A 23,863-nucleotide genomic window follows, 5' to 3' on the forward strand; every position below is an offset into this window, starting at 1 on the left:
CGTTCACTACATGCATTTACACATGTATTATTTTTTTATTAATCTCATTATTATGTTGTCTCTGTCAATGGGACGGCGGGTGGTCTGCGGCTAAATAAAAAAAACATGCTGATATTTTTTCCTGTTAATTAATTTTTTACGGGACAGACTTGCTGATAATGGAAAAGGGCAGAGGATAGTGTGGCGTAACACTCTGACAAACGCCGGAAAATGCAGGTCAGATGAGAGTATAAAAATAATTTAAAAATTCATGATGAATACGCCGAAAACCATTACACTGACGTTTTCCCGGCTCAGGGGAGTACCACTATGCACTTGCGGGTTATCGCGTCAGCATTACTATTATTGGGTATCAGTCAGATGGCACATTCAGCACAAACTCTGGTTTTTTTGCGGCACGGGGAAAAACCGGATAATGACAGCGGGCAATTAACCGCCAAAGGACTGAACCGGGCACTGGCATTGCCGGATGTTTTACTTAGCCGTTACGGACAGCCTGACGCGCTGTATGCCGCAGCGCCAAAACAGAGCAAGCTGGGTAATTCACTGCGATCACTTCAGACAATAAGCCCTGTGGCTATTCGGGTATCTCTGCCGGTACATCTGGAGTTCCATGCCAAAGAAACAAAAGAACTGCGTGATGCGTTACTGGATAAGCAGCATCATAACCAGGTGATTTTTATTGTCTGGGAGCATGACAACCTTGTTAAAGTGGTAAAAGATATTATAAAACAGACAGGAGGCGACCCTGAAATCGTTCCTGTGTGGCCGCGTGATGATTTTGATTCTTTCTGGGTACTGAACATTGAACGCAAAAAAGAAAAAACAACGGTAACCTTTACGAAGGAGAGCCAGGGATTGAATCATCTCAGTGAAAAGTAAGCAGACGGAATCTGCTAACTGATTAATATCACTTTCAGGTTATTTTATGTACTGTATTTTTTTAGTGAAAATTTATTTTAAATAATATCATTAAAAATAAGTAAATCCACTATAAGATAAACAGAAATGTGAATATGTTGCTTTGTGGGATAACTCTTAATTAAAATAAGAAAAATAAATTCAAGGGAATAATCTGAGCATTGTATGCGTTTTTTTTCAATGTGAATCTTTATAAAATGTTAGTATACATGTACTGTATTGACTGAATAATATGATTGGTCTTCATCAGAAACCTATATGGTGAAATGGTAATTATTTAGTGGCAAGTGTATATATTAGCCGTCTGTAAGATATAGTAATTATAATTATAAAATCAATTTTCATTTTTATATAAAAGAAAGAGCCACCATAACTAATTGATATTTGAATGATATTTAGTCATGCACGTTATTTTAAATAAGTACTTAATGATTTTAAATTAAATCTTAATGCCGTAAATTTAAGATTTTTCATATTGGATTTAATTTATAAGTAACATGCTAAGTCTATCCTGGTGTATTTAATATTAATGTTTCAGATGGTGTTATTACTAAAAATAACGCAAAAGTAAAAATATTCTGGATTGAAAAAATAGTAATGATAATATCAGTGCTGTTAAAACCCTATGGGTGATGGATATCTGGGGTTAGAATAGGTATAGATTATTCTTATGGAAATTTTAGCACTACTAAATAAAATAAAAATATCAATAAACGAGAAGAACATTAGCATGCTAATGTTACTTATTATTTCTGCACATAGTTAACAGTTAATTTGCGGCAATCAGCCGAAATTAAAACAGGGTTGTTAAATACTACGGTTATATACTATAAAGGAATTATTATGAAACTGAAATATGCTGTTTTACCTGCTGCTGTTGCTATGTTATTCAGTGCTGCTGCATCTGCTGCTGATACAGTCGATACTGTACACGACCAGGGTCGTATTTATTTTCTTGGCTCAGTTAAAGCACCTACCTGTGTGGTCAATGACGGACAGAAAAACTTTACTGTGATGTTAGGTGATTTTGAGATGTCAGCATTTCCACAGTCTAATACTCAGGTCCGCGGAAATGAAGCAGTTCAAATTAAACTGACAGAATGTACCGGTCAGTGGGCAAATTTGAGACTGGAAGCGACTGATCGCTATAATGACAGCATGATTAAATTTGCTGAAACCAGTAATAGTGCGAAAGGTCTGGCTCTTGGTTTAAAAGCTGTAGATGACGCGGCTGCACCATTTATCAAAGTGGATGGTAAAGAAAATAACTGGCAGCAAATCGAGCAAAAAACAGCAACGTATAAATTCTATCCATTTATTTACCAGTTAGCTGATATTGTTGAGTCAGGTAAACTCAGAGCACAAGTGTTATATACTATCAGATACGTCTGATCGATATAGGTCTTCATAGGGTAGCGAATGCTACCCTATCTATAAATAACAAATGGAGTTACAATGAAATTAACACGTATCCTTGCATTTGTATTGATGAGTTTTTTTATCAATTCAGGTTATGCAGGTATATCATTAGGTTCAACCCGTGTTGTCATTAGTGATGGAAAAAATGAAGGCAGTATTAACGTTCACAATAAAAATGATTCCAGCTATCTTATTCAAAGTTGGGTATTAGATGAAAGTGAAAAATCAACTGAAGACTTTGTATTAACACCTCCGTTATTTAAATTGAATGCGAATACCTCAAATAGCTTGCGGGTTTTATTAGTGAAAGACTTACCGCAAGATAAAGAATCTCTATATTGGCTGAATGTTAAATTTATACCATCAACAAATAAGAATGATGATGCTAATAAATTGACATTTGCTATCAATAATCAGGTGAAGGTTATTTATAGGCCGGAGTCACTATCAGGAAATGAAATGGTAGAAGAGTTTAAGAAAGTCATCATAAAAAAATCAGGTGATAATCTTAAATTTATTAATCCGACAAAATATTATATCAGTATCAGTGAGATTTTGGTGGATAAAAAATCATTAATGGCACCAAGTTATATTTCACCAGAGTCAGATATCTTGGTTTCACTGAAAGGTAATAATAGTGTATCAAAGGTAGAGTATACTTTTGTCGATGATTTAGGTAAGTTGAATTTATTTGAAATGAATTTTTAGTATTTTATATAATTTATTTAATATATTTTTCACGACAAGGATAAGTCAGGGAAATTATTATGTTAAGGGCGCCGGCCAGAACCGAAATTTATAGTTCAATACTTGCCGTTATATTATTGAACGTAAACCAGGCAAAAGCAGATGATTATTTTGATCCTGCATTTGTCACCGACCCGTCAGGTAAAGCGGTATCGATTGATTTATCATCATTTGAACGGGCATCATTTATACCCGGTACCTATCGTGTTGATATTTATCTAAATGAACAGTATGTAAATTCACAGGATATCTTATTCTTTGGTGATAAAAATACCGGAGAATTACAGCCTTGCTTATCTGATACGCAACTTGCAGGCTATGGAATAAAACCAGAGTTTTATTCTCTGCTGGATAAATCCGGAGAGTGTGTGAATATCCGGGATATTCAGGATGCAAAAGCTACATTTATAGGGGGACAAAATCGTTTATATCTTAATTTTCCACAGATAGCATTTGACAAAAAAGCGTTAGAGGCAAACCTGGAGTCACTCTGGGATGACGGAATACCTGTTATTTTTACAGATTACAGCATGTCCGGAACTCATCATAACAATACAAAAAATAATGATAAAAGTGATAGTATTTATCTGAATTTGCGCTCAGGTATGAATATTGGTGCATGGCGATATCGTAATCACAGTGCCTGGAATAAGTATTCTGACGGAAGTTCAAAGTGGGAAAATCAGCTCAATTATCTTGAACGACCACTGCGGGCGATTAAGAGTAATATACTTATTGGTGATAATTTTTCAGATTCAGATGTTTTTGATAATGTGTCATTTCGCGGTGTGAAACTATGGTCTGATAATCAAATGAGACCAAATTACTCTAATATTTACGCGCCGACTATTACCGGCGTTGCCACTATTGATTCCACTATCGAAGTTTCCCAGAATGGTTATGTTATATACAGAACCAACGTTCCTGCGGGTGCATATGAATTAACTGATGTCTCTCCGTTAAATAACGGGAGCAATTTATATATTGTGCAACGTGGTATAGATGGCAGTGAGCGACGATTTATTATCCCGTTCTCTTCACTGGATTTTATGCAGCGAAAAGATACATATAAATACAGCATTACAGCAGGCCAATACCGCATGAATAATACGTCTTCTTATAATGATGACAGTGGTAATGGTGATAAGACCAAATTTGTTCAGTCAGATGCTTTTTATGGACTAACAGATAATTCAACATTATTCGGTGGAGTCCAGGCTGCTTCCCGTTATCAGGCCTATGATATTGGCTTGGGAATGAATATCCCTGTTGTCGGTGCACTGGCTTCCGATATTATGTTTACCCGTGCAGCTCCTGACTCTGTTGATGACATGAACGGCAGAGCATTCCGTTTGCGCTATTCTAAATCACTTGAAAGCACGGGAACAAATATTAGCTTTGCAAGTTATCGTTATATAAGTGGTGACTATATTACGATGACTGATATGTTTGATTATTATTCAGGAAAAGCGGATACAGAGGCGTATCTGATGCGTAAGGGACAGATGGATCTGTCTGTTTCTCAGGCGTTACCCGGCGACTTTGGTTTGCTGTCCGTATCTGTGTCCCATCAAACATATGATACATATTATAATAATGAAGAAAAGAATGTTGAATCTTATAATATAGGTTACTCAAATACTATAAATACAGTTTCATATAATCTTAATTACTCTTATTATAAAAACACAATTAATAAACTTAACAACAGAAATGATGATGTTGAAAAAAACCGGGAAAATGATCATGTGCTTTCTGTCAGCTTTAGTATTCCATTAGGTGGGGAATATAAAAATAACTGGATAAATTACGGTGCATCTTATAATAAAGATGGTGATTTTGATAATTATGTAGGTGTAGGTGGTGTCGCACTGGATAATAACCAGCTATCCTGGAATGTACAGCAGGGATATGGTAACCGGGATCGTGGTAATTATGGCAGTGTATACGGAAAATATAAAAGCAGATATGGCGATGCGAATGCGGGTTATTCCTACAAAAAAGATAATCGTCAATTATCCTATGGCCTTAATGGCTCCTTAGTTATGAGTCAGTATGGTGCAACGTTATCCCGCCCGTTAGGGGATACAAACGGATTAGTTTATGCACCGGGAGCTGAAGGTGTTCGTATTATTAATAGTTCAGAAGCAAAAACTGACAGCTCCGGTCTGGCCATTATTTCTAATCTTGTACCTTATCGTAATAATGTGGTTAATCTTGATACCCGGACATTACCTGAGAATGCAGAAATTGAAGCAGCATTAAAGGAAATATATCCGACCCGTGGTGCGATGGTATTAGTTGATTATAATACCAATCTTGGTGCAAAAATATTAGTGACTCTGTATGACAGTGCGGGTAACCAAATACCATTTGGTGCTTATGCTGTAGCTGATAATAAATCAGAACGGTTTTATGTCAGTAACTACGGACGATTATATCTTACAGGTGCAACACAAGCAGACAATGTCCGGGTTATTTGGGGAGATGACAATCAATATCAATGTCAATTCTCTTATCAGACCGAAGGTAAGCGGAAGATTAACGGGCTGTATATCTTTGATGAGGTTTGCCAGTGATAACGGCTTGTTTTATGGTGATTCATTTAGTTAAGACAGATTATTTTTCAGAGAGGGATCATGATTTTAATTAATAAGGGTCACTGGTTAATCCCGGTAATTATATTATTTTCAGTGCCTTCCATTGCTGGTTGTGGCAATGAATATATTACTGCTGTAGTGACTGAATCTCATGTTCAGGAACGGGTTGAAGGCCAAATTACTGCGGGCACACTGCTGGTGAGCGATATCCTGCAGATTGGAAATATTTCTGGTTGCGATAATAATTTACCTGAAGAATTAAGGCTTATCGCTACTCAGCCAAACACGGAAATGTCGCCTAAGTTTTTTCAGATGATTAATGGTGCCCCGGCATATTATCTTAACAACTATTATGCTTATACCATTAAAATGGATGATTCTCATGCTTATACGGAAAAGGGCATGTCAATTGCAGCTCAAAAACGCAATGGTATTATTAATCTTCCCCGTGCTTCGGTTTCTGTTTATGCAGCAGTAAATAATCCGCCACCATTACGGTTATCATCATCTCAGATTGGTATTATTAAAAATAATCAGCATGAAACAGTGGCGAAATTAAAACTATCCGCCAATATTGATACTATTGAAACTTGTGTGATTAACAATAAAAATATTGAGTTCGATTTTGGTGAGCTGGATTTTTCTCAGTTTACATCTGCTATAGGAAAAACGAATATTCGTGAATCACAGACGATTTTTGTTCAATGTACCAATGAAAAACGAACTAAAAATATATCTATTATTTTAAATAGTTCATCGAAGTATGGATCAAGTGATAAAGGTATCATTGCTTCCAATAACCCATCTATCGGTTTTGTATTGTACTATGGAGATAAACAGATCACAGAGAATACAGATACTTATCTCGGAACAATGCAGAAAACATTTAGTCCGGCGATAACGGCATATATTTATAAACTAACCAGGGATATTGAGCCCGGGAAATTCTCTGCCATTGCTGAATATACAATTAAATTCAATTGAGTAACTTTATAAAAACCGTATTTTTATCAGATACGGTTTTTATATTTCGGTGGTTATGATGCCAGTGAGTTTATATATCAGCTCTCTTTCTTCCTGCGGCTGGCTTCTTCGGCACGTTTTCTGCGCATTTCTTTCGGGTCAGCTGTCAGCGGGCGATATATTTCAATGCGGTCACCGTCATTAACCGTATCGGTTAATTTTACCGGGCGACTGAAAATACCGACTTTATTTTGTGATAAATCCAGTTCATTACGTAATGCTAAAATACCGGATGCAAGAATACCGGTTTCAACGGTCGATCCTTGCGGGATTTTTACCGGGATCAGAAATTGTTTCTCCGGTAATGCATAACAAACCTCGATAGATATATCAGACACCGTAAACCTCTTTTGCCCTGCGGGTAAATGCCATCACCATATTACCGGCCAGTTCTTTGAAAATACGTCCGAATGCCAGTTCAACCAGCTTATTAGTAAACTCAAAGTCCAGGCTCAGTTCCACTTTACAGGCATTATCACTCAGAGGGATAAATGACCATCCCCCCATAAGCTTACGGAATGGGCCTTCAACTAACTGCATGCTGATGTGCTGATTATTCGTCAGTTGATTACGTGTGACAAATGTCTTACTTATCCCGGCTTTTGACACCTCTACTGCGGCAGTCATTTCATCCGGCTCCCGGCTGAGGATTTTGCTTCCCACACATCCGGGTAAAAATTCCGGATAAGAGTGGACATCATTTACAAGGTTGTACATCTGTTCCACACTGAAAGGCACAAGTGCAGAGCGGTTAATCTGTGGCATAACAAATCCTGCAATAAGAAAGTCAAAAACGGCAACCTGCCGGTAGGTGATTTTTCGCCTGTTACCCGTCATTATACTGTGCTCCGCCGCTGAGATAAATGGACAATCCTGCGTGGCGTGATGACAGAATGTATCTTAATGACAACAAAGATGTTTACCACAAAAGGGGATAGGGGATTTTCGCAGAAAATGACTTGCGTAATCCCGGTAACGTGTTAAAAACAGCGTATTGGGATAAAAAATCCGAACCAGCGCTTAAAATATCATCATTTATCTTACGACGGATAAATAAGCAATTTATTTCATGTGCGCATAACGTATAATAGCGACCATTATGACAAAGAAAAAAGCTCACAAACCAGGCTCTGCCACCATTGCGCTCAATAAACGCGCCCGCCACGACTACTTTATCGAAGAAGAGATGGAAGCGGGTCTGGCGCTGCAAGGCTGGGAGGTCAAATCCTTACGTGCAGGTAAAGCAAACCTCGGCGACAGTTACGTGATCCTGCGTGACGGCGAAGCTTACCTGTTTGGTGCAAACTTTACGCCACTCAGTGTGGCATCATCTCACGTTGTCTGCGATCCGACACGGACACGTAAGTTACTGCTGAACAAACGGGAACTAGATACCTTGTTCGGTAAAGTTAATCGGGACGGACACACCGTTATTGCATTGTCACTCTATTGGAAAAATGCCTGGTGCAAAGTCAAGATCGGCATTGCCAAAGGTAAGAAAGAGCATGACAAGCGCGATGACATCAGAGATCGTGAGTGGAAAGTAGACAAAGCGAGAATTATGAAGCATGCCGGCCGTTAAGTACTGGTATTCTTCACTAATTTTCTGATATACTCTGTTCAACAACTTGGGGCTGATTCTGGATTCGACGGGATTTGCGAAACCCAAGGTGCATGCCGTGGGGCGGTTTGCCACGATAAAAGCCGCAAAAAAATAGTCGCAAACGACGAAAACTACGCTTTAGCAGCTTAATAACCTGCAGGAAGCCCTCTCTCCCTAGCCTCCGCTCTTAGGACGGGGATCAAGAGAGGTCAAAACCAAAAGAGATCGTGTAGATTCCCTGCCTGGGGATGAAGCATTAAAACTAATCGGGCTAGTTTGTTAGTGGCGTGTTTGTCCGCAGCTGGCAGGCGAATGTAAAGATAAACTAAGCATGTAGTACCGACGGTGTAGTAATTTCGGACGGGGGTTCAAATCCCCCCAGCTCCACCAAAAATTCTTTGTTGACGGTCACCAGAGCCCGATACGAAGTCCTGAAAGCCCACATGGCGCAAGCCTGTGGGCTTTTTTGTGTCCATAGTTTGTCCTGCGAAGTCTGAATTGGCCTGGTTATTGTCCACTTCCCTAAAATGGAACAACTACAGTTAGATTTTCTGCCCTGAAAACAGCTGAGGTCATGATGAAAAAAGCACGTTTTACCGAATTGCAGATCGTCAGTATTTTAAAGCTGGCTGACTCTGGTATGAAGGTCGGCGAAATCGGTCACCAGAACGGAATTAGCAACGTTACGCACGGTAAATGTTAAAGTAGTGCCATCCTTGGTTGATTTAAGCATCTTGCCTTTCCCGTTCTGGGATTTGCATTTTGGTTCTCAGAAACAAGAGCGGAATATTGTGAACGGAGGGGGGACATCAGTACGCAGTCATTGCCGGTAACCCCTTATTTTGAAATAAAATATAATCACAATTTAAGCGATAAACCAATGAGCGTTAAAGGTGGGGTTAACAGTACGGATACGTCGTTTACCCGCACAGGTATTGAATCAAAGGATAGCTGGGTATCAGCAAAATTAGGTGCTTCAGCTGCATTGACAGAGAATCTGAATGTGTTCGGGGTGGTTAATTACAATCAGGAAAGCAACCATAGTAACTCGGTTAATTACTCTATTGGTCTTAATTATTCGTTCTGACAGTGAATTTGGTATTGAGAACTCCTGACGAGAGATCGTCAGCCCTTTACCGATATGAAAACAGAAATGAAACTCAGGGATGGCTGTTTAACAGACATCCCTGAGTTATTTAAACATAAAACTTCACTGACTTCCTGCCAAGACAGAAACTGATAAACAGGCCGAGGGCGCAGAGGAATAATATGTAGTAGGCGATAAACATCGGGTTTACGTGTTCGGCGATGACCGGGACGGTAAAGGTGGTCAGTCCGGCAAAGAGGGCGTTACCTATATTGTAGGAAAATCCGATACCGCTTAAGCGGATATTTGCCGGGAAAAGCTTGATAATAATGATAGGCACACAGGCGACTAAACCTAAGAACAGGGCGGCAAATGAATATAAGAAGCCGATAGTCATGTGATCGCCGCTGCTTAATGAGTTAAAGAACGCATAACTGGTGCCCGCCAAAAGCAGGCTATAGAGAACAACTGTTTTTCGTACTCCGGCACGGTCTGCAATAATACCAGCGATAATATTACCTACCACATTCATTATTGTTGCCAGGATGGCAATTTTACTGACAAATTCAGGGTCGATTTTAAAAATATCTGATTTCATCAGGTTAGGTGCAAGTATGACTAACACCACACCAGTGGTCAGCAGCCAGGTGGTTAAAATAGAAATTAGTGTTGCGCCCCGGAAGTTTTTTAATACTTCTTTTATCGGAAGGTCGACCAACTCTTTGCGTTTTTTCATTTCCAGGAATACGGGTGTTTCGCGCAGATAACGACGCAAATAGACAGCCATGAGTCCTAATACACCGCCGCAGATAAACGGGTAGCGCCATGCAAAGCTTAAAATCTCATCATGGCTGTAATTCATATAAATAATGTATGCTGCAAAGTGACCAATAACCACGCCAAATGTCAGACCGCTGGCGATCATACTGTTTGCCAGCCCCATACGGTTGTGCGGGACATGCTCTGTGACAAAAACGTGTGCGCTGGGGACTTCACCGCCTAATGCTATTCCCTGTAACAGACGCATGATAAGCAACAGCACCGGCGCGGCATAGCCAATTTGTTCGTAAGTAGGCAGTAAGCCGATTAACAGTGTCGGGATAGCCATCAGGAAAAGTGACAGCATGAACATTCTTTTCCGACCAATAATGTCGCCGAAATGAGCCATTACAACACCACTCAGCGGGCGTACGAAATACGCTACCGCGTAGGTCAGATAGGTCATAATGCTTGAAAGCAGCGGCGAGTCACCCGGGAAAAAGAGTATCTGTAAAAAGGGCGCAAAGGTGAGAAAGACAATAAAGTCATAAAATTCCAGTGCACCACCCAGAGACGCCAGTGTCAGCGTTTTCCCGTCCTGAAGTCTTAACCGATTAGACATGCTGTTAACCTTACTTATCAAACATGTGTGAATACGAAATATTCGTGAATACTAGCATGATAATATCTGCCAGTTGAGTTTTTATGAAAAGTTAATTATATTAATGACTTATAACCGTATAATTAGTATGGTAACAAGTGTTGGACGATACCACTGTTTACTTTGTTGTTTGCTGATTTACAGCTTATCTGTCAGTTTATTTCTCAACCGGAAGTGCTGCCGATCGACTGATTGAATGATGTTGGGTATAAAATAAAAAACCGCTGACACAATACCTGCATCAGCGGTTTTTTACAGTTCACCATACGTCAGACGTGCGTGATAATGATGAATTAGTCTTTTACGGTCTCACTCGCGATTTCGCTTGTGGTTTCATCCCCGTTATCAGGTTTGTAATCCGTATTTTTGATTTCAGTCAGTTTGCCGGCGGTATCAAAGCTGAGTGTCAGTGTTTCTTGTTTTACTTTTTGGTGACCCGGCTCACGGCGGAAAACATAGTGCCATGTTTGTGTTCCGAACGGATCACGTAACATCGGCGTACCAAGTGTATAGGCAACTTGCTGCTGAGTCATTCCTGTCTGGATTTTCGCTACATCTGCGGGTGTAAGATAGTTCCCCTGGTTGATATCAGGGCGGTAGACCACACGCTCCAGAGTGGAACATCCGGCAGTTAACAGCAACAGAGATGTCGTTGCGGCAATCAGCAATTTACAACGCATGGTGATTTCATTCCTTTAGGATTCATGGTGACGATGATAATCGACAATAACTAAATTGAAAACCTTTATACCCTTATTCATTCAAACTGCAGGTTCGTTGGTTGCATGAAGCTAGCCGGGTCACATACTAATGTATGCTCCCCATCTATCTTCCCTTACCGCCTGCCTGCATCCTGAATACCATTGGGTATGCATTTTTCTATGACCATAGGATCGCATAAAAGTTGAATGAAATCTGTCAGATTGTTACGCCGCCAGTAATTCTTTTGCGCTCGCCAGCGTATTTTTTGTGACTTCGGCTCCTGCCAGCAACCGGGCCAGCTCCTGTATCCGTGATTTTTTGTCAAGTAACTGCATTGCGGTTTCTGTTTCTGTGCCGTTGGTGTGTTTGCTGACAAAATAGTGCTGATGCCCGCAACCGGCGACCTGTGGTAAATGTGTCACACACATTACTTGTGTGGACTCACCCAGTTCACGAAGCAGTTTTCCTACGATAGTTGCAGTCGGGCCGCTTATTCCGACATCGACTTCATCAAAAATCAGTGCAGGGGTGTCCATTTTTTTCGCGGTGATCACCTGGATTGCCAGAGCAATACGGGATAATTCCCCGCCGGAAGCGACTTTAACCAATGCCTGATGCGGTTGCCCCGGGTTGGTGGTGACATTAAATTCAATTTTGCTGGCACCATCTGTATTCAGTTGATCGGGCGTGAAGGTGATATCGACAGTAAAGCGTCCGTGAGGCATAGAGAGGTGGTGCATACTCTGTGTGATCAGTTCGCCCAGTTCAGCGGCGTAGTGTTCTCTGACCATATGCAGTTGTTGTGCAATGGTTAGTGCCTGCTGATAGCACTGCTCCACCTGCTGACTCAGTTCTTCACTGTGATGCTCACTTTCCTGCTGCATCTGTTGCTCTTCCTGTAACTGCATATAGAGCACATAAAGCTCTTCCGGCGGCGTGTGATGTTTACGGCTCAGGCTGATATAACGTGAAAGGCGTTGCTCCAGTTCGTAAAGTCGGTTGGGGTCAAGATCGACCTGGTCACGGTAATGGCGCACTTCGTTAGTGACTTCATCAACCTGAATAGTGGCTTCTTCCAGCATGGTCAGTAAAGGTGACAGGCTTTCATCCAGTGAAATCAGTTCGCTGAGTTCATTTCTGGCATGGTTAAGCATACTGAGAATATTGCGTTCATCATTTTCACTGAGAATATTTAATGTTTCCTGGCTCAGGCTCAGAAACTGACCTGAATTCGCCTGTCGTTTATATTCCGCATCAATCTCAGGAAATTCCCCTTCGAGTGGTTCAAATTCGCTGAGTTCTCTCAGATGATAATCAACAAGCTGCTGACGGGCTTCCCGCTCCAGCGACTGCTGCTGATAACCCGCCAGCACCCGGCAGGCATCATGCCACAGTTGCCAGGCTTTTTTCATTTCACCTAACAGCAGCCCCTGGTTTGCGTATGTGTCCAGTAATACTTTCTGGTGGCTGCTTTCAAGGAGATGCTGGTGAGCATGCTGGCCGTGGATTTGAATAAGCAAAGTACCCAGTTCCCGTAACTGGGAAAGGGGGACTGCGGTGCCATTGATAAACCCGCGGGAACGTCCGTCACTGTTGATTGTCCGGCGCAACAGGCACTCATGGTTATCATCGAGCTGGTGATCTTCCAGCCAGAGACGGGCGGCGGGGGTATCTTTCAGGGAGAAGCGGGCGCAGATATCTGCGCGGTTTGCACCGGGGCGCACCATATTGGCATCAGCGCGGTTGCCGAGGCACAGCCCGAGGGCGTCAATGGCGATGGATTTCCCTGCGCCGGTTTCGCCGGTAATGGCAGACATACCTGCGCGGAAGTCGATTTCTAATTCGCGGACAATGGCAAATTGGCTGATAGTGAGCTGAGTTAACATTCCGCCTCTCCTGGTGATATAACCATATCTGTATTTATGTACAGTATAATCAGGTTTTATATCCCGTAAAGAGGCGGAGTGAAAAAAATCAGAACATTTTTTTAGACCAGCCTAATTTTGTACTTAACGTATTGAAATAGTTGTAATCAATCGGATGTATTAAATCGAGCGTTTTTTGGCTGCGCTTGATTTTAACAATGTCACCTTCCTGTATCGGCAGGGCAATCTGGCTGTCACAACTGACTTCGTAGTCAATATTTGTCTGCGGAAATTTCAGTGTGATGGTACTGTTGCTGCTGATGACCAGCGGACGCGAGGAGAGCGTATGCGGGAACATCGGCACCAGTGCGATAGCATCAAGATCAGGTGTCAGTATCGGACCACCGGCAGAGAGTGAATAGGCGGTGGAGCCGGTCGGTGTGGTGATGATCAGGCCGTCAGAACGCTGTGAAAATGCAAAGCGCTCATCAATGTAAACCTCAAAATCAATCATATGTGCAACTTTTCCCGGATGCAGAACAACTTCATTCAGGGCAGTGCTGCGCCGCAGTTTTCCGTCAGCACTAACCACACCTGCATCCAGCAAAAAACGTTTTTCGACGTGATACTCGCCGGTCAGCACGCGGTCAAGCTGCTGAAGGGCATTATCCGGCGCGAGATCGGTGAGAAACCCGAGATTTCCCCGGTTTACACCGATAACATCTGCGCCGTAACGTGACAATACGCGGGCAGCGCCCAGCATGTTGCCGTCACCGCCGACAACAATGACCAGGTCCGCTTCCTGCCCGATATCCGGTAATGAGCCGGTTTCAGCATCCGTTAACCGCATTTCGGCGGCGACATCACTTTCAACAAGAACACGCAGGCCTTTTTTCATCAGCCAGTGATAGAGTTGTTCATGTGTTGCCAGTGCTTCCGGGTGGCGCGGGTGGCCGACAATCCCGATGCAGCGGAATAATTTATTTTTTGCCGGGCTGTCTGTCAGCATGTGCGTTTTCCCCTCACTTAGTCGCCGTTCCCTTGAATCTTTGAGTTTGATCCCCATAATAAACAAGAATCAGGATTATTGCGAAATACGCGGAGATTTTATGAGTAGTCACGAACAAAAAACACACGAAGAACCTGTTGCAGATGCAGCAGATACCCTGAATGCAGGGCAGGAACAGGCAGCAGACACAGAAATTGACCACGCGGCAGTAGCGGCGGGTCGTATTGCGGAGCTGGAGCATGAGCTGGAAGAGTCCCGTAAAACGGAACGTGAAGCAATGCTGCGGGCGAAGGCGGAAATTGAAAATAACCGCCGCCGTATGGAGCTGGACATTGAAAAAGCGCATAAATTTGCATTAGAGCGTTTTTCTAATGAACTGCTGCCGGTGATTGATAACCTGGAACGTGCACTGGAAGCTGTCAATCCGGAAGATGAAGCGCAGAAAAGTATGCTCGAAGGTCTTGAGCTGACGCTGAAATCATTCCTGGATGCTGTGAAAAAATTTGGTATTGATGTGGTTGCCGAGACAAAAGTACCGTTCAATCCGGATGTGCATCAGGCTATCAGCATGGTTGAGGCCGAAGGGCATGAGCCGAACCAGATAGTGAATGTGTTGCAGAAAGGCTACACCCTGAGCGGGCGTTTGTTGCGTCCGGCGATGGTGATTGTGTCTAAATAAGCAGAGACTTTCTGCATACGCAACGGAATGCCGCCTTTATAGTATAGGGTGGCATTTTTGTCTCTGTTTTATACGCCCGGCTGTAATTCTGCCGGGATTACCGGCTGCCAGTCGATTGGCGTCTGTCCGTGTGCCTGTAACAGCGCATTTGTCTGCGAAAAATGATGACAGCCCAGGAAACCGCGGTGTGCGGAGAGCGGAGAAGGGTGCGGTGCTTTCAGTATGACATGTTTATTCTGATCAATATGCTGACCTTTGCGCTGCGCATGCGCGCCCCAGAGCAGAAAAATAACACCGCTGCAATTTTCATTAATAGCGGTGATAACATTATCTGTAAAGGTTTCCCAGCCCAGTTTTGCGTGGGAATGTGCCTGACCGCGTTCAACTGTTAGTACTGTATTGAGCAGCAGTACGCCCTGTTGCGCCCAACTGACGAGACAGCCGTGGTCAGGTCGCGTAAAACCGGGAATATCCGTTTCCAGCTCTTTATACATATTAACGAGTGAAGGAGGCGGCTTAATACCGGGCAGTACGGAGAAAGAGAGACCGTGAGCCTGATTGGGACCGTGGTAAGGATCTTGTCCCAACATCACAACACGGACATCTTTCAGCTCTGTATAACGGAAGGCATTAAAGATATCTTTTTGTTCTGGATAAATGGTCTTACCAATTTCTCTTTCGTGGGCAACGGTATTTAGTGTATCAATAAAATAGGACTGTGTTTTTTCCCGTCCGATGACGTCATGCCAGGTAAGTGAAGTGGGCATTGTGTTGTTATCCTTCATTAATAACAAAAATTCAGTGTCCAGCTTACCTGACTTGTCGGGTCTTGGGAAAGCAGAAGGCAATATTTGCCGGATAGTTTCCTGTGAGCCACAGGATTTTAAAAAAATAGTGCATTTTTACAAAAAAAAGTAAATTTTCCGAATGGGTGTTTTTGATTTAAAACAGGCTTTTACGGGCGATGTGATAAGTATGTGTGATTTTTATTGATATATATCAAAGAATCGACCTGATTTTCTTGGTATATAATACGCATAGACATTGGTTAGACCAATTTCCACTTTAAATGACAATCGATAAATTAATATCGAACTAACCCGGAGGTCACTATGATTACTGGTATCCAAATTACTAAATCTGACAATGCTGCACTGCTGAACTCTTTCTGGTTGCTGGATGACAGCAAAGACGAAGTCCGCTGCATCTGTGCCAAAGAAAAATATGCAGACGGTGATGTTGTTTCCCGTGCGGAATTAGGTCCTTTTGAGTATCGTGAAGTTAATCTTCAGGCTCAGCCGACCGTTCGCGTTGAAGGTGGTCAGCACCTGAACGTTAACGTTCTGCGCCGTGAAACACTGCAGGATGCTGTTGATCATCCTGAAAAATACCCGCAGTTAACTATCCGTGTTTCTGGTTATGCAGTGCGTTTTAACTCACTGACTCCTGAACAGCAGCGCGATGTTATTGCCCGTACTTTTACAGCAAGCCTGTAATTGTACCTGTAACTACCGTTATGTTAAAAACCACGCTCCGGCGTGGTTTTTTTTATCATTATACTAATGGAATTTATATAACAGACTGATAAATAATAATATTGTTGTCTTTCACCGGATCAGGTGAAGTAGCGCCTTGTATATCTGCGGAGGCGTATTTATGTTAATTGATCACTATTTTTCACAGTTACTGTCCTTTTCATCCACACCGCACTGCCAGTCACTTTTGCAACAGCTGTACATCAATATTGAAAAGCCTGTTCTGCCGTTTTATTCCCCGGTTCAAGATACCGGGCTTCCGGATGATATTACCCTCGCTCGTTTGTGTGCTGACAGCTACAACCCCGGTAAATATCGTATAGCAGACGTTACCTGTGCTGATACGCAGACACTGGCACGCCTTTCTCTGACACCGGAACAGTTAAGAACCCCGTCAGGTCTGCAAAGTATGGTTTATCATTATCAGGATACCGGAATTCTGGCGTTTGCCGGCAGTAATGATATGGCGGATATGATGACGAATATCCGCCAGGGTCAGGGACTGCCTTCGCGGCAATACAGTGAGGCTGTAAGGCTGGCGACACATCTGCTCTCTCACTCTTCTTATCCCTGGTTGATTATTGGTCATTCTCTCGGCGGCGGGCTGGCATCATTATGCGCAGTGGTATTACAGCAACCTGCGGTTATTTTTAATGCCGCAGGACTGGCAGAAAATACCCTGGCACGTGAAGGTTTGTCATTGAAGACTGCGCAACAGCACGGTGCGTTGCTTATCCGTCATTATGTGCTGGAGCATGACTGGCTGACCCATATTCAGGACGGTCTGGATATTCCCAAAGCGCTGGGGCGGCGGATAGCGCTGGATTATTATCCGCAGCAGATTGCGCATTCTGTTCTGCAGAAACTGATTCTGGGGGTGAAAGCGCATATGCTGACGCAGGTTGTCACTGCAATGGAAAACAGGCCGGAGCGTTTATTATAAAAATAAAAAAAACGGACTCCGGAGTCCGTTTTTTTGGAGCAGGATACCGGTTACCGGCTATTCCTGTGGTTTTTGAGTCGCCGGCGTTTCAACTACCGCGCCATCTTCAATTGGCTTGCGACGCTTTCCGATATTTTTAGTCACGCGGTGACGGACTTTGGTTTTTTTCTTTTGATCGTTCTCTGCCGCTTTTTTCTCTTTGCGTTTGGCTAGCACTTTTTTCGATGGTTTATACGACGCATTTTCAGACGGTGCACGGGTCTTCGGTCTTAATTCATCAATCACGCGGATTTTCACCGGCTCATCGATGTAACGGATGATTTTTCCGAGCAGCGGCTGGTCATGGGATTCAACCAGTGAAATTGCAATACCTTTACGTCCGGCACGGGCAGTACGTCCGATGCGGTGCAGATAAACGTCTGCGGTAAGCGGTAAGTCAAAGTTAAATACATGGCTGATGTCATCAATATCGATCCCGCGGGAGGCAACATCGGTGGCAACCAACACGGTGGTCGGACCCGGCTCGGTCATGCGGCGGATAGCCTCGGTTCGTTTGACCTGTACCATTTCCCCTTCAAGATAACAGGAGATAATGTCCTGGCTGCGAAGCCAGTCTGACAGCTCGCGCACGCGTTCACGTTTGCGGACAAACACAATCGATTTAGTGACTTCAGGTTGTTTCAGCAGGTGAATAAGCAGCGCTTTTTTGTGTTCGAGATCGTCAGCGCGCAGATAAAACTGCTGGATTTTTTTCCGTTCGCGGCGGGAAGGATCGGTCTCGATTTCAACCGGTTCATTTAAGATCCGCTTGGCGAAATCGCGGATAGCATCGCCTTCCAGCGTTGCGGAAAACAGCATAGTCTGTTTCCGCCAGCGGGTTTCACCGGCAATCGTTTCAATATCGTTGGCGAATCCCATATCCAGCATGCGGTCTGCTTCATCAAGGATCAGAATCTCGACTGAGCGGCAGTCAAAGTTTTCTTCTTTAATGTATTGCAGCAGGCGGCCGGTAGTGGCGACGACGATATCCTGGTTCTCGCTGAAGACTTCAGCGTGATTCATGTAAGCCACGCCGCCGGTAATAGTGGCAACGTCGTGGTGTGTGTATTTACACAGTTGTCTTGCCTGATCCGCGACCTGTGTTGCCAGCTCACGGGTAGGGGTCAGGATCAGCACACGCGGCGTCCCGGATTTTTTACGCGGGAAGTCGAGCAGGTGCTGGATCACCGGCAGCAGATAAGCGGCAGTTTTGCCGGTGCCGGTCGGGGCTGAACCCAGAATATCACGATTATCCAGCGCAGCCGGAATGGTGGCTTCCTGGATGGCAGTCGGGCGCTCAAAGCCCTTTTCATTCAGTGCTCTTATCAGAGAATCGTCAAGTTCGAGTTCAGAAAAAGTGATTGCAGTCATTATATACCTCTGTTTGGACCGCTGATTATAGACGGCTTGGGCAGGATCTTCATTAAAAATAGTTCTGTGCACGCCGGACTTTCTTCTGCAGACATAAGCCCGTATCCTGTCGGACAGATTTTTTCCTATTTTATCATATAGCAGCGCAATAATGATGACAGAAAATAATTCCACTCCGCACCGCCGCGGTTTTACCTTTAAACAGTTTTTTGTCGCCCATGACCGGTGCATGAAGGTCGGCACCGATGGTGTTTTACTGGGGGGCTGGGCGCCGTGTGAGCACGCCCGGCACATTCTGGATATCGGCACCGGCAGCGGGCTGGTGGCACTGATGCTGGCACAACGGGCGATGCCGGCGGCACTGATTGATGCGGTGGATATTGATGAAGGCGCGTACTTACAGGCGCTGGAAAATACACAGGCCTCACCGTGGGCGGCACGGATGCAGGTTTTTCATCTGGATATCGGCGAGTTTCTCAGTGCGTATCCGCAGAAACGCTATGATCTGATTGTCAGTAACCCGCCCTATTTTTTACCTGCCGTAGCCTGCCGCGACAGTGCGCGTGAGACGGCGCGCTATACCGCATCGCTGGATCACCGCACGCTTTTGCACACGGCGGAGCAACTGCTGACACCTGACGGATTGCTGTGTGTGGTGCTGCCTTATGATATCGGACAGGCGTTTATCGCGGCAGGAAATACACAGAACTGGTTTCTGCATTCACAGGTGGCAGTGTCAGATAAACCGGATACCCCGTTTCACCGCATATTGATTGCGTTATCCCGCCGGGCGGTTACGGCACAGACCCGGACAATGAGTATCAAAATACAGGATGGTCAGTATGGTGATGATTTTAAAGAATTTATCAGCGGATTTTATCTGAAATATTAAACCTGTCTGTCATATCGGATGTGGCAGCGGCTTTTCCGGCTTAAAACGGATTTCACAGGATATTTACACTGTCCTGACGGAATTTTTCGTGATTATCAGAGAGCTTACCGGGAAAAACGTGATAGCCTATAGTGCTGCTTGTCAAAGTTAACGCCCGGGTGTGATTGCTTAGGTGCCGTCTTATAAAAATTGTCGGAAAGATCACAAAAAGATCCGTTTTTTTATATTTTTTTAAAAGAAAAATGAACTTCACTCTTTTGCCTGACTCAAAGTATCGCTTGCTCATATTGAAGTGAAGCGGAACAGGTAAGAGAACAGTGAAACTGAGCTTCAGGAGAGAACACTGCGCATGAGCGAGCAGTTAACAGATCAAATGCTGGTTGATCGGGTACAGACGGGGGATCAGAACGCCTTCAATATGTTGGTTATACGCTATCAGCATAAAGTGGCGAGTTTAGTTTCCCGCTATGTTCCGCAGGGTGATGTTCCGGATGTGGCGCAGGAGTCCTTTATTAAGGCATACCGCGCTATCGGGTCGTTCCGTGGTGACAGTGCATTTTATACCTGGCTGTACCGTATTGCGGTTAATACAGCAAAGAATTATCTGGTTGCTCAGGGGCGCCGTCCGCCGTCAAGTGATGTGGATGCAAGCGATGCGGAAAATTTTGAAGCATCGGGCGCATTAAAAGAAATATCGAACCCTGAGAATTTAATGTTGTCTGAAGAATTAAGAGCGGTGGTTTTCCGCACGATCGATTCCTTACCTGAGGATTTGAAAACGGCGATTACACTGCGCGAACTCGATGGTCTGAGCTATGAAGAGATAGCCGTGATTATGGAGTGTCCGGTTGGTACGGTTCGTTCCCGTATTTTCCGTGCGCGTGAAGCCATCGATAATAAAGTTCAGCCACTGATACAATATTAGTGAGCGCTTAACAACACTGAAGGGAACTTTGGCATGCAAAAAGAGACACTTTCCGCACTGATGGACGGAGAAACTCTTGACAGTGAATGGGTTACCGGACTGACAAGTGATACCGATCTGCAAAAAAGCTGGTCAGATTATCATCTTATCCGCGATGCAATGCGCGGAGACTTGCCGGATGTCATGCATTTTGACATCGCAGCCCGGGTAGCTGATGCACTGGCGCAGGAGCCGGTTTATATTGCACCTCAGGCTATCCCCGAATCTCAGCCTGAACCGAAAACATGGCGTGACTACAGTTTTGTGGCAAAATTACGTCCGTGGGCCAGTCAAATCACTCAGATTGGTATGGCGGCATGTGTTTCACTCGCGGTCATCGTGGGTGTTCAGCACTATAATACTGACGGCACTGAGAGTGTGGTAACAGGCGATGCATCTGCCTTTAACACAGTTCCGTTTATGGGCAGCGCCTCACCGGTCAGCCTTGATCTGAAAAGTGGCGCAGGTCTTGCCCCTCAGAGTCAGATGGATCAGGAACGCGGTGCGCGTCTGAACGCTATCTTACAGCAGTATGAACTGGATCGCCGTGCTCACACTGACGGTCAGTCTGATGTTAAACCGACATCCGCCCCGAAACAGGGTAGTGTGTCCCGCCAATCACAGCCGTAGTGTGGTAATGAAACGAATCTGGTTATCCGTTGTTCTTCTGACGGGCAGCCTGTTATCTGCGGCACCGGCCTCAGCACAATCACAAAGTGCTGAGGCGTTGCTGCAGAAAATGGGTGATGCTTCCCGTACTCTCAATTATGAACTTGCTTTTATTACCATTTCCCCGAAAGGAATTATTCCTGTCCGTTACCGCCATGCGCAGATGAACGGGCAGCAGGTTGCACAAATTATGCAGATGGACAGCTCGCGGCGGGAAATCGTCCAGCGGGGTCAGGAAATCAGCTATTATGAACCGGGACTGGATTCATTCAGTCTGGCTGGTAACCATATTGTTGATTACCTGCCGGCTATTATTTTTGCCGATTTTGCTGCATTGAAAGCTTATTATAATTTTATTGATGTGGGTCGCATTCATATCGGGGATCACCCGGGGCGCGTAGTGCGGATTACGTCAAAAGATAACTCCCGTTATAATTATATTGTTGTCGTGGATGAAGAGAGTGGTCTGCCGCTCCAGGTCGAGTTACTGGATCTGAATAATGTTTCACTGGAGCAGTTCCGTGTGGTATCTGTCTCAGTGAATAATCCCGGTGTGACAGAATCGCTGAAAGCCGTGCAGGCTGTTACTATGCCGCCGGTTCTGGCAATCCCTCAGTCTGAGAATATAAAATTTGACTGGGATGTTATGCGTCTGCCGAACGGGTTTAAAGAACTGACGCGCAACCGCCGTCAGGTTGGGGCACAAGAGTGGATTGAAACCGTGATGTTCAGTGACGGGGTCTTCTCATTTTCAGTGAATGTCGCGAAGGCGGTTAAGATCCCAGAAAATCAACAGACATTGCGCCAGGGTTCACGTACGCTGTATACCTTACGTAAAGGTAATAACGAAATCACGATTTTTGGTGAACTGCCGATGGCGACAGCCAGGCAGGTTGCTGACGGGGTAACGTTCAGCGGAGGTTGATATGGTGAAAGAATGGGCGACCGTTGTGCGCTGGCAGGACGGGCGCGCGGTATTGCGTTACGGTTCATCATCCGGTTGCGGCAGTTGTAAAGCGAAGGCGGCCTGTGGGTCATATCTGTTGAATAAACTGGGACCGGAAGCTGAGCATCAGCTGGAAGTCCCTGTCAGTGAACCGCTGGTTACCGGGCAGAAAGTGGAAGTGGGTATTCCTGAAGGAAGCCTGCTACGCTCAGCGATGCTGGTTTATCTCACACCACTGCTGGGATTATTCGTTGGTGCCGGTCTGGCACAGGCGCTGGCAGAAAGCCAGGCACTGGTGCCGGTTGGTGGTGTGCTGGGCGGTGTTGCCGGTTTTCTGCTGGCACGTAATATTGCCCGTCGCTTAGGCGGAACCGGTGACTATGAGCCGGTTATTCTGCAAATCGGGCTGCCGCCGTCAGAACTCAGTGTTGAGATGAATGAGTGAACCGTAATTAATTTGATTCTCAAAAAAATCCCTGCCGGTATCCGTCGGGGATTTTTTATTATATACCTTTATACATTCAAGATGCCGCCAACGAACCTGCGATTTGGATGAGTAAGGGCATAAATAATTGCTATTCCTATATTTTTATCCGCGTATTTATGTAGCATGAGATGGGTGGTATGTTATTACAGATAGTAAAGGATTACGGATTTGTCGGTGAAGAGAAAGAGATTACCGGAAGCTGTGATGGTATGTCCGCAGCCCCGCGTGAGCTATTATTTCAATTAACTGATCTGATGATGCAGCTTTCAGTAAATGTACCGGATATCGGGTTTAGTCCGGGCCTTACGGGACGGACTATAAAGGGCGGAGAAGATTAATTTTACTGGTCTGTGGACGGTATCGATGGTTTTGAGACTGATTGTTATAATAACAGTCTGATTAAAGATAATATTTATCGTAATATCTGGCATGGATTGGCTAAGGATATTCCGCCGGAATTATTTTCAGAATATGATGTTATTTGCCTGCCGGATGTAATTGAACATCTTAATAGGGATGCGGCAATTGATTTAGTCAGATATATACTGACGAATATGAATGATAATGCCCGCTTTTTTATCAGCACGCCATTATGGTTTTATCCGCAGGATACTATTCAGGAGGGCGATCTGGAAAAACACCTTATCGGTATTCCTGCCTCATCGATGATGGCGATGTTACCGCTGATGTATCAGGTTAATTATCCGCTTGCCGGTGGTTTTATTTACAATAAAGCAAGCCTGGATTATATCGACATGTTCAGCCCGGTAACAAATCCGGCATTTCCTTTTGAGCAGGGTCATAAAATTGCCTGTGCAGTGGGTTGTGACTATACTCCCGGTAAAATTACGCATATAAATTATGGCTGAAAAACAAACAGCCTGCCGGAAGCCGGCTGTTTGAGATTGCACTGTTAATACCATTTTTCCGTTTTATTCTGCA

Annotated in this window: 26 protein-coding genes and 1 other RNA gene; 19 read left to right on the forward strand and 8 right to left on the reverse strand. The window is 44.2% G+C overall.

Translation table 11 applies throughout. From position 1 onward, the window contains the following. Positions 1 to 309: 309 nt before the first annotated feature. From ACMHKJ_RS17745 to ACMHKJ_RS17765, 5 genes are all read left to right on the forward strand, one after another. A complete protein-coding gene (locus tag ACMHKJ_RS17745) occupies positions 310 to 882 on the forward strand; it encodes a histidine phosphatase family protein (protein WP_413496013.1) in 573 nt (190 codons plus the stop codon). Between the two features lie 882 nt (positions 883 to 1,764). After that, a complete protein-coding gene (locus tag ACMHKJ_RS17750) occupies positions 1,765 to 2,313 on the forward strand; it encodes a fimbrial protein (RefSeq protein WP_413496015.1) in 549 nt (182 codons plus the stop codon). 63 nt (positions 2,314 to 2,376) lie between these two features. Further along, positions 2,377 to 3,048, forward strand: coding sequence for a fimbrial biogenesis chaperone (locus ACMHKJ_RS17755; RefSeq protein WP_413496017.1), 672 nt, complete (start codon positions 2,377 to 2,379; stop codon positions 3,046 to 3,048). Between the two features lie 59 nt (positions 3,049 to 3,107). Further along, positions 3,108 to 5,666, forward strand: a complete 2,559-nt coding sequence (locus ACMHKJ_RS17760) for a fimbria/pilus outer membrane usher protein (RefSeq protein ID WP_413496019.1) — start codon at positions 3,108 to 3,110, stop codon at positions 5,664 to 5,666. A gap of 60 nt (positions 5,667 to 5,726) precedes the next feature. Next, positions 5,727 to 6,671, forward strand: coding sequence for a fimbrial protein (locus ACMHKJ_RS17765; protein ID WP_413496022.1), 945 nt, complete (start codon positions 5,727 to 5,729; stop codon positions 6,669 to 6,671). A 77-nt stretch (positions 6,672 to 6,748) separates the two neighbouring features. Here the strand turns inward: ACMHKJ_RS17765 and ACMHKJ_RS17770 are convergent, their stop codons facing one another. Continuing rightward, positions 6,749 to 7,048 carry an RnfH family protein gene (locus ACMHKJ_RS17770; protein WP_413496024.1) on the reverse strand — a complete coding sequence of 100 codons (300 nt, stop codon included), beginning with the start codon at positions 7,046 to 7,048 and terminating at the stop codon, positions 6,749 to 6,751. Next, on the reverse strand, positions 7,041 to 7,475 hold the full coding sequence (locus tag ACMHKJ_RS17775; protein WP_413496026.1) for a type II toxin-antitoxin system RatA family toxin: 435 nt from the start codon (positions 7,473 to 7,475) through the stop codon (positions 7,041 to 7,043). The genes ACMHKJ_RS17770 and ACMHKJ_RS17775 overlap by 8 nt, the downstream gene beginning before the upstream one ends. A gap of 334 nt (positions 7,476 to 7,809) precedes the next feature. Here ACMHKJ_RS17775 and smpB point away from each other — a divergent pair, with 334 nt between their 5' ends. From smpB to ACMHKJ_RS17795, 4 genes are all read left to right on the forward strand, one after another. Beyond that, a complete protein-coding gene (gene smpB, locus ACMHKJ_RS17780) occupies positions 7,810 to 8,292 on the forward strand; it encodes an SsrA-binding protein SmpB (protein ID WP_067363885.1) in 483 nt (160 codons plus the stop codon). 48 nt (positions 8,293 to 8,340) lie between these two features. Further along, positions 8,341 to 8,703: a transfer-messenger RNA gene (ssrA, locus tag ACMHKJ_RS17785) on the forward strand. 184 nt (positions 8,704 to 8,887) lie between these two features. Beyond that, positions 8,888 to 9,016: a hypothetical protein gene (locus tag ACMHKJ_RS17790; protein WP_413496028.1), complete on the forward strand. Its 129-nt coding sequence runs from the start codon at positions 8,888 to 8,890 to the stop codon at positions 9,014 to 9,016. Positions 9,017 to 9,121: 105 nt separating this feature from the next. After that, a complete protein-coding gene (locus ACMHKJ_RS17795) occupies positions 9,122 to 9,400 on the forward strand; it encodes an autotransporter domain-containing protein (protein WP_413496063.1) in 279 nt (92 codons plus the stop codon). Positions 9,401 to 9,509: 109 nt separating this feature from the next. Here ACMHKJ_RS17795 and ACMHKJ_RS17800 read toward each other — a convergent pair whose 3' ends face one another. The 4 genes from ACMHKJ_RS17800 to nadK form a co-directional block, all read right to left on the reverse strand. Beyond that, entirely contained in the window at positions 9,510 to 10,781 is a 1,272-nt protein-coding gene (locus ACMHKJ_RS17800; RefSeq protein ID WP_413496030.1) for an MFS transporter, read from the reverse strand. Between the two features lie 332 nt (positions 10,782 to 11,113). Then, positions 11,114 to 11,500 (reverse strand): outer membrane protein assembly factor BamE, encoded by a 387-nt coding sequence (gene bamE / locus ACMHKJ_RS17805; protein WP_413496032.1) that lies wholly within the window; start codon positions 11,498 to 11,500, stop codon positions 11,114 to 11,116. Between the two features lie 246 nt (positions 11,501 to 11,746). Further along, positions 11,747 to 13,408 (reverse strand): DNA repair protein RecN, encoded by a 1,662-nt coding sequence (gene recN / locus ACMHKJ_RS17810; protein ID WP_413496033.1) that lies wholly within the window; start codon positions 13,406 to 13,408, stop codon positions 11,747 to 11,749. Between the two features lie 88 nt (positions 13,409 to 13,496). Beyond that, the gene (gene nadK / locus ACMHKJ_RS17815) at positions 13,497 to 14,396 is read right to left on the reverse strand and encodes an NAD(+) kinase (RefSeq protein WP_413496034.1); all 900 of its coding nucleotides are present in this window, start codon (positions 14,394 to 14,396) and stop codon (positions 13,497 to 13,499) included. A gap of 100 nt (positions 14,397 to 14,496) precedes the next feature. Between nadK and grpE the strand changes: the two genes are divergently transcribed. Beyond that, the gene (gene grpE, locus ACMHKJ_RS17820) at positions 14,497 to 15,075 is read left to right on the forward strand and encodes a nucleotide exchange factor GrpE (protein ID WP_413496036.1); all 579 of its coding nucleotides are present in this window, start codon (positions 14,497 to 14,499) and stop codon (positions 15,073 to 15,075) included. A 68-nt stretch (positions 15,076 to 15,143) separates the two neighbouring features. On the opposite strand, the gene ung is transcribed toward grpE, so the two are convergent. After that, a complete protein-coding gene (ung, locus tag ACMHKJ_RS17825) occupies positions 15,144 to 15,842 on the reverse strand; it encodes a uracil-DNA glycosylase (protein ID WP_413496038.1) in 699 nt (232 codons plus the stop codon). Positions 15,843 to 16,187: 345 nt separating this feature from the next. Here ung and grcA point away from each other — a divergent pair, with 345 nt between their 5' ends. Both grcA and ACMHKJ_RS17835 read left to right on the forward strand, forming a co-directional pair. Then, on the forward strand, positions 16,188 to 16,571 hold the full coding sequence (gene grcA, locus ACMHKJ_RS17830; RefSeq protein WP_413496040.1) for an autonomous glycyl radical cofactor GrcA: 384 nt from the start codon (positions 16,188 to 16,190) through the stop codon (positions 16,569 to 16,571). Positions 16,572 to 16,731: 160 nt separating this feature from the next. Then, positions 16,732 to 17,553, forward strand: a complete 822-nt coding sequence (locus ACMHKJ_RS17835; RefSeq protein ID WP_413496042.1) for a lipase family protein — start codon at positions 16,732 to 16,734, stop codon at positions 17,551 to 17,553. A 57-nt stretch (positions 17,554 to 17,610) separates the two neighbouring features. Here the strand turns inward: ACMHKJ_RS17835 and srmB are convergent, their stop codons facing one another. Beyond that, on the reverse strand, positions 17,611 to 18,963 hold the full coding sequence (gene srmB / locus ACMHKJ_RS17840; protein WP_413496044.1) for an ATP-dependent RNA helicase SrmB: 1,353 nt from the start codon (positions 18,961 to 18,963) through the stop codon (positions 17,611 to 17,613). Between the two features lie 151 nt (positions 18,964 to 19,114). On the opposite strand from srmB, the gene ACMHKJ_RS17845 reads away from it, so the two are divergent. The 7 genes from ACMHKJ_RS17845 (at position 19,115) to ACMHKJ_RS17875 (ending at position 23,790) form a co-directional block, all read left to right on the forward strand. Beyond that, entirely contained in the window at positions 19,115 to 19,855 is a 741-nt protein-coding gene (locus ACMHKJ_RS17845) for a tRNA1(Val) (adenine(37)-N6)-methyltransferase (RefSeq protein WP_413496046.1), read from the forward strand. A 349-nt stretch (positions 19,856 to 20,204) separates the two neighbouring features. Beyond that, positions 20,205 to 20,780, forward strand: coding sequence for an RNA polymerase sigma factor RpoE (gene rpoE, locus ACMHKJ_RS17850; RefSeq protein WP_067363854.1), 576 nt, complete (start codon positions 20,205 to 20,207; stop codon positions 20,778 to 20,780). A gap of 33 nt (positions 20,781 to 20,813) precedes the next feature. Next, on the forward strand, positions 20,814 to 21,449 hold the full coding sequence (gene rseA, locus ACMHKJ_RS17855; protein WP_413496048.1) for an anti-sigma-E factor RseA: 636 nt from the start codon (positions 20,814 to 20,816) through the stop codon (positions 21,447 to 21,449). A 7-nt stretch (positions 21,450 to 21,456) separates the two neighbouring features. Beyond that, positions 21,457 to 22,413 (forward strand): sigma-E factor regulatory protein RseB, encoded by a 957-nt coding sequence (rseB, locus tag ACMHKJ_RS17860; protein ID WP_413496049.1) that lies wholly within the window; start codon positions 21,457 to 21,459, stop codon positions 22,411 to 22,413. Between the two features lies 1 nt (position 22,414). Then, the gene (gene rseC / locus ACMHKJ_RS17865) at positions 22,415 to 22,879 is read left to right on the forward strand and encodes a SoxR-reducing system protein RseC (protein ID WP_413496050.1); all 465 of its coding nucleotides are present in this window, start codon (positions 22,415 to 22,417) and stop codon (positions 22,877 to 22,879) included. Between the two features lie 179 nt (positions 22,880 to 23,058). Then, a complete protein-coding gene (locus tag ACMHKJ_RS17870) occupies positions 23,059 to 23,259 on the forward strand; it encodes a hypothetical protein (RefSeq protein WP_413496052.1) in 201 nt (66 codons plus the stop codon). 12 nt (positions 23,260 to 23,271) lie between these two features. Then, entirely contained in the window at positions 23,272 to 23,790 is a 519-nt protein-coding gene (locus ACMHKJ_RS17875) for a hypothetical protein (protein WP_413496054.1), read from the forward strand. Positions 23,791 to 23,863: the final 73 nt, after the last annotated feature.

The sequence above is a fragment of the Morganella psychrotolerans genome, assembly GCF_965118875.1.
Lineage (GTDB): Bacteria > Pseudomonadota > Gammaproteobacteria > Enterobacterales > Enterobacteriaceae > Morganella > Morganella psychrotolerans_C.

What these genes read in the sequence shown, in the direction of transcription:
- ACMHKJ_RS17800 (WP_413496030.1), bottom strand. Translation starts at nt 10,781, where the DNA reads ATGTCTAATCGGTTAAGACTTCAGGACGGGAAAACGCTGACACTGGCG.
- grcA (WP_413496040.1), top strand. Translation starts at nt 16,188, where the DNA reads ATGATTACTGGTATCCAAATTACTAAATCTGACAATGCTGCACTGCTG.
- rseB (WP_413496049.1), top strand. Translation starts at nt 21,457, where the DNA reads ATGAAACGAATCTGGTTATCCGTTGTTCTTCTGACGGGCAGCCTGTTA.
- rseA (WP_413496048.1), top strand. Translation starts at nt 20,814, where the DNA reads ATGCAAAAAGAGACACTTTCCGCACTGATGGACGGAGAAACTCTTGAC.
- ACMHKJ_RS17790 (WP_413496028.1), top strand. Translation starts at nt 8,888, where the DNA reads ATGATGAAAAAAGCACGTTTTACCGAATTGCAGATCGTCAGTATTTTA.
- smpB (WP_067363885.1), top strand. Translation starts at nt 7,810, where the DNA reads ATGACAAAGAAAAAAGCTCACAAACCAGGCTCTGCCACCATTGCGCTC.
- ACMHKJ_RS17765 (WP_413496022.1), top strand. Translation starts at nt 5,727, where the DNA reads ATGATTTTAATTAATAAGGGTCACTGGTTAATCCCGGTAATTATATTA.
- ACMHKJ_RS17835 (WP_413496042.1), top strand. Translation starts at nt 16,732, where the DNA reads ATGTTAATTGATCACTATTTTTCACAGTTACTGTCCTTTTCATCCACA.
- ACMHKJ_RS17775 (WP_413496026.1), bottom strand. Translation starts at nt 7,475, where the DNA reads ATGCCACAGATTAACCGCTCTGCACTTGTGCCTTTCAGTGTGGAACAG.
- ACMHKJ_RS17745 (WP_413496013.1), top strand. Translation starts at nt 310, where the DNA reads ATGCACTTGCGGGTTATCGCGTCAGCATTACTATTATTGGGTATCAGT.
- ung (WP_413496038.1), bottom strand. Translation starts at nt 15,842, where the DNA reads ATGCCCACTTCACTTACCTGGCATGACGTCATCGGACGGGAAAAAACA.
- ACMHKJ_RS17870 (WP_413496052.1), top strand. Translation starts at nt 23,059, where the DNA reads ATGTTATTACAGATAGTAAAGGATTACGGATTTGTCGGTGAAGAGAAA.
- ACMHKJ_RS17750 (WP_413496015.1), top strand. Translation starts at nt 1,765, where the DNA reads ATGAAACTGAAATATGCTGTTTTACCTGCTGCTGTTGCTATGTTATTC.
- nadK (WP_413496034.1), bottom strand. Translation starts at nt 14,396, where the DNA reads ATGCTGACAGACAGCCCGGCAAAAAATAAATTATTCCGCTGCATCGGG.
- ACMHKJ_RS17755 (WP_413496017.1), top strand. Translation starts at nt 2,377, where the DNA reads ATGAAATTAACACGTATCCTTGCATTTGTATTGATGAGTTTTTTTATC.
- ACMHKJ_RS17760 (WP_413496019.1), top strand. Translation starts at nt 3,108, where the DNA reads ATGTTAAGGGCGCCGGCCAGAACCGAAATTTATAGTTCAATACTTGCC.
- grpE (WP_413496036.1), top strand. Translation starts at nt 14,497, where the DNA reads ATGAGTAGTCACGAACAAAAAACACACGAAGAACCTGTTGCAGATGCA.
- bamE (WP_413496032.1), bottom strand. Translation starts at nt 11,500, where the DNA reads ATGCGTTGTAAATTGCTGATTGCCGCAACGACATCTCTGTTGCTGTTA.
- ACMHKJ_RS17845 (WP_413496046.1), top strand. Translation starts at nt 19,115, where the DNA reads ATGATGACAGAAAATAATTCCACTCCGCACCGCCGCGGTTTTACCTTT.
- rpoE (WP_067363854.1), top strand. Translation starts at nt 20,205, where the DNA reads ATGAGCGAGCAGTTAACAGATCAAATGCTGGTTGATCGGGTACAGACG.
- srmB (WP_413496044.1), bottom strand. Translation starts at nt 18,963, where the DNA reads ATGACTGCAATCACTTTTTCTGAACTCGAACTTGACGATTCTCTGATA.
- recN (WP_413496033.1), bottom strand. Translation starts at nt 13,408, where the DNA reads ATGTTAACTCAGCTCACTATCAGCCAATTTGCCATTGTCCGCGAATTA.
- rseC (WP_413496050.1), top strand. Translation starts at nt 22,415, where the DNA reads ATGGTGAAAGAATGGGCGACCGTTGTGCGCTGGCAGGACGGGCGCGCG.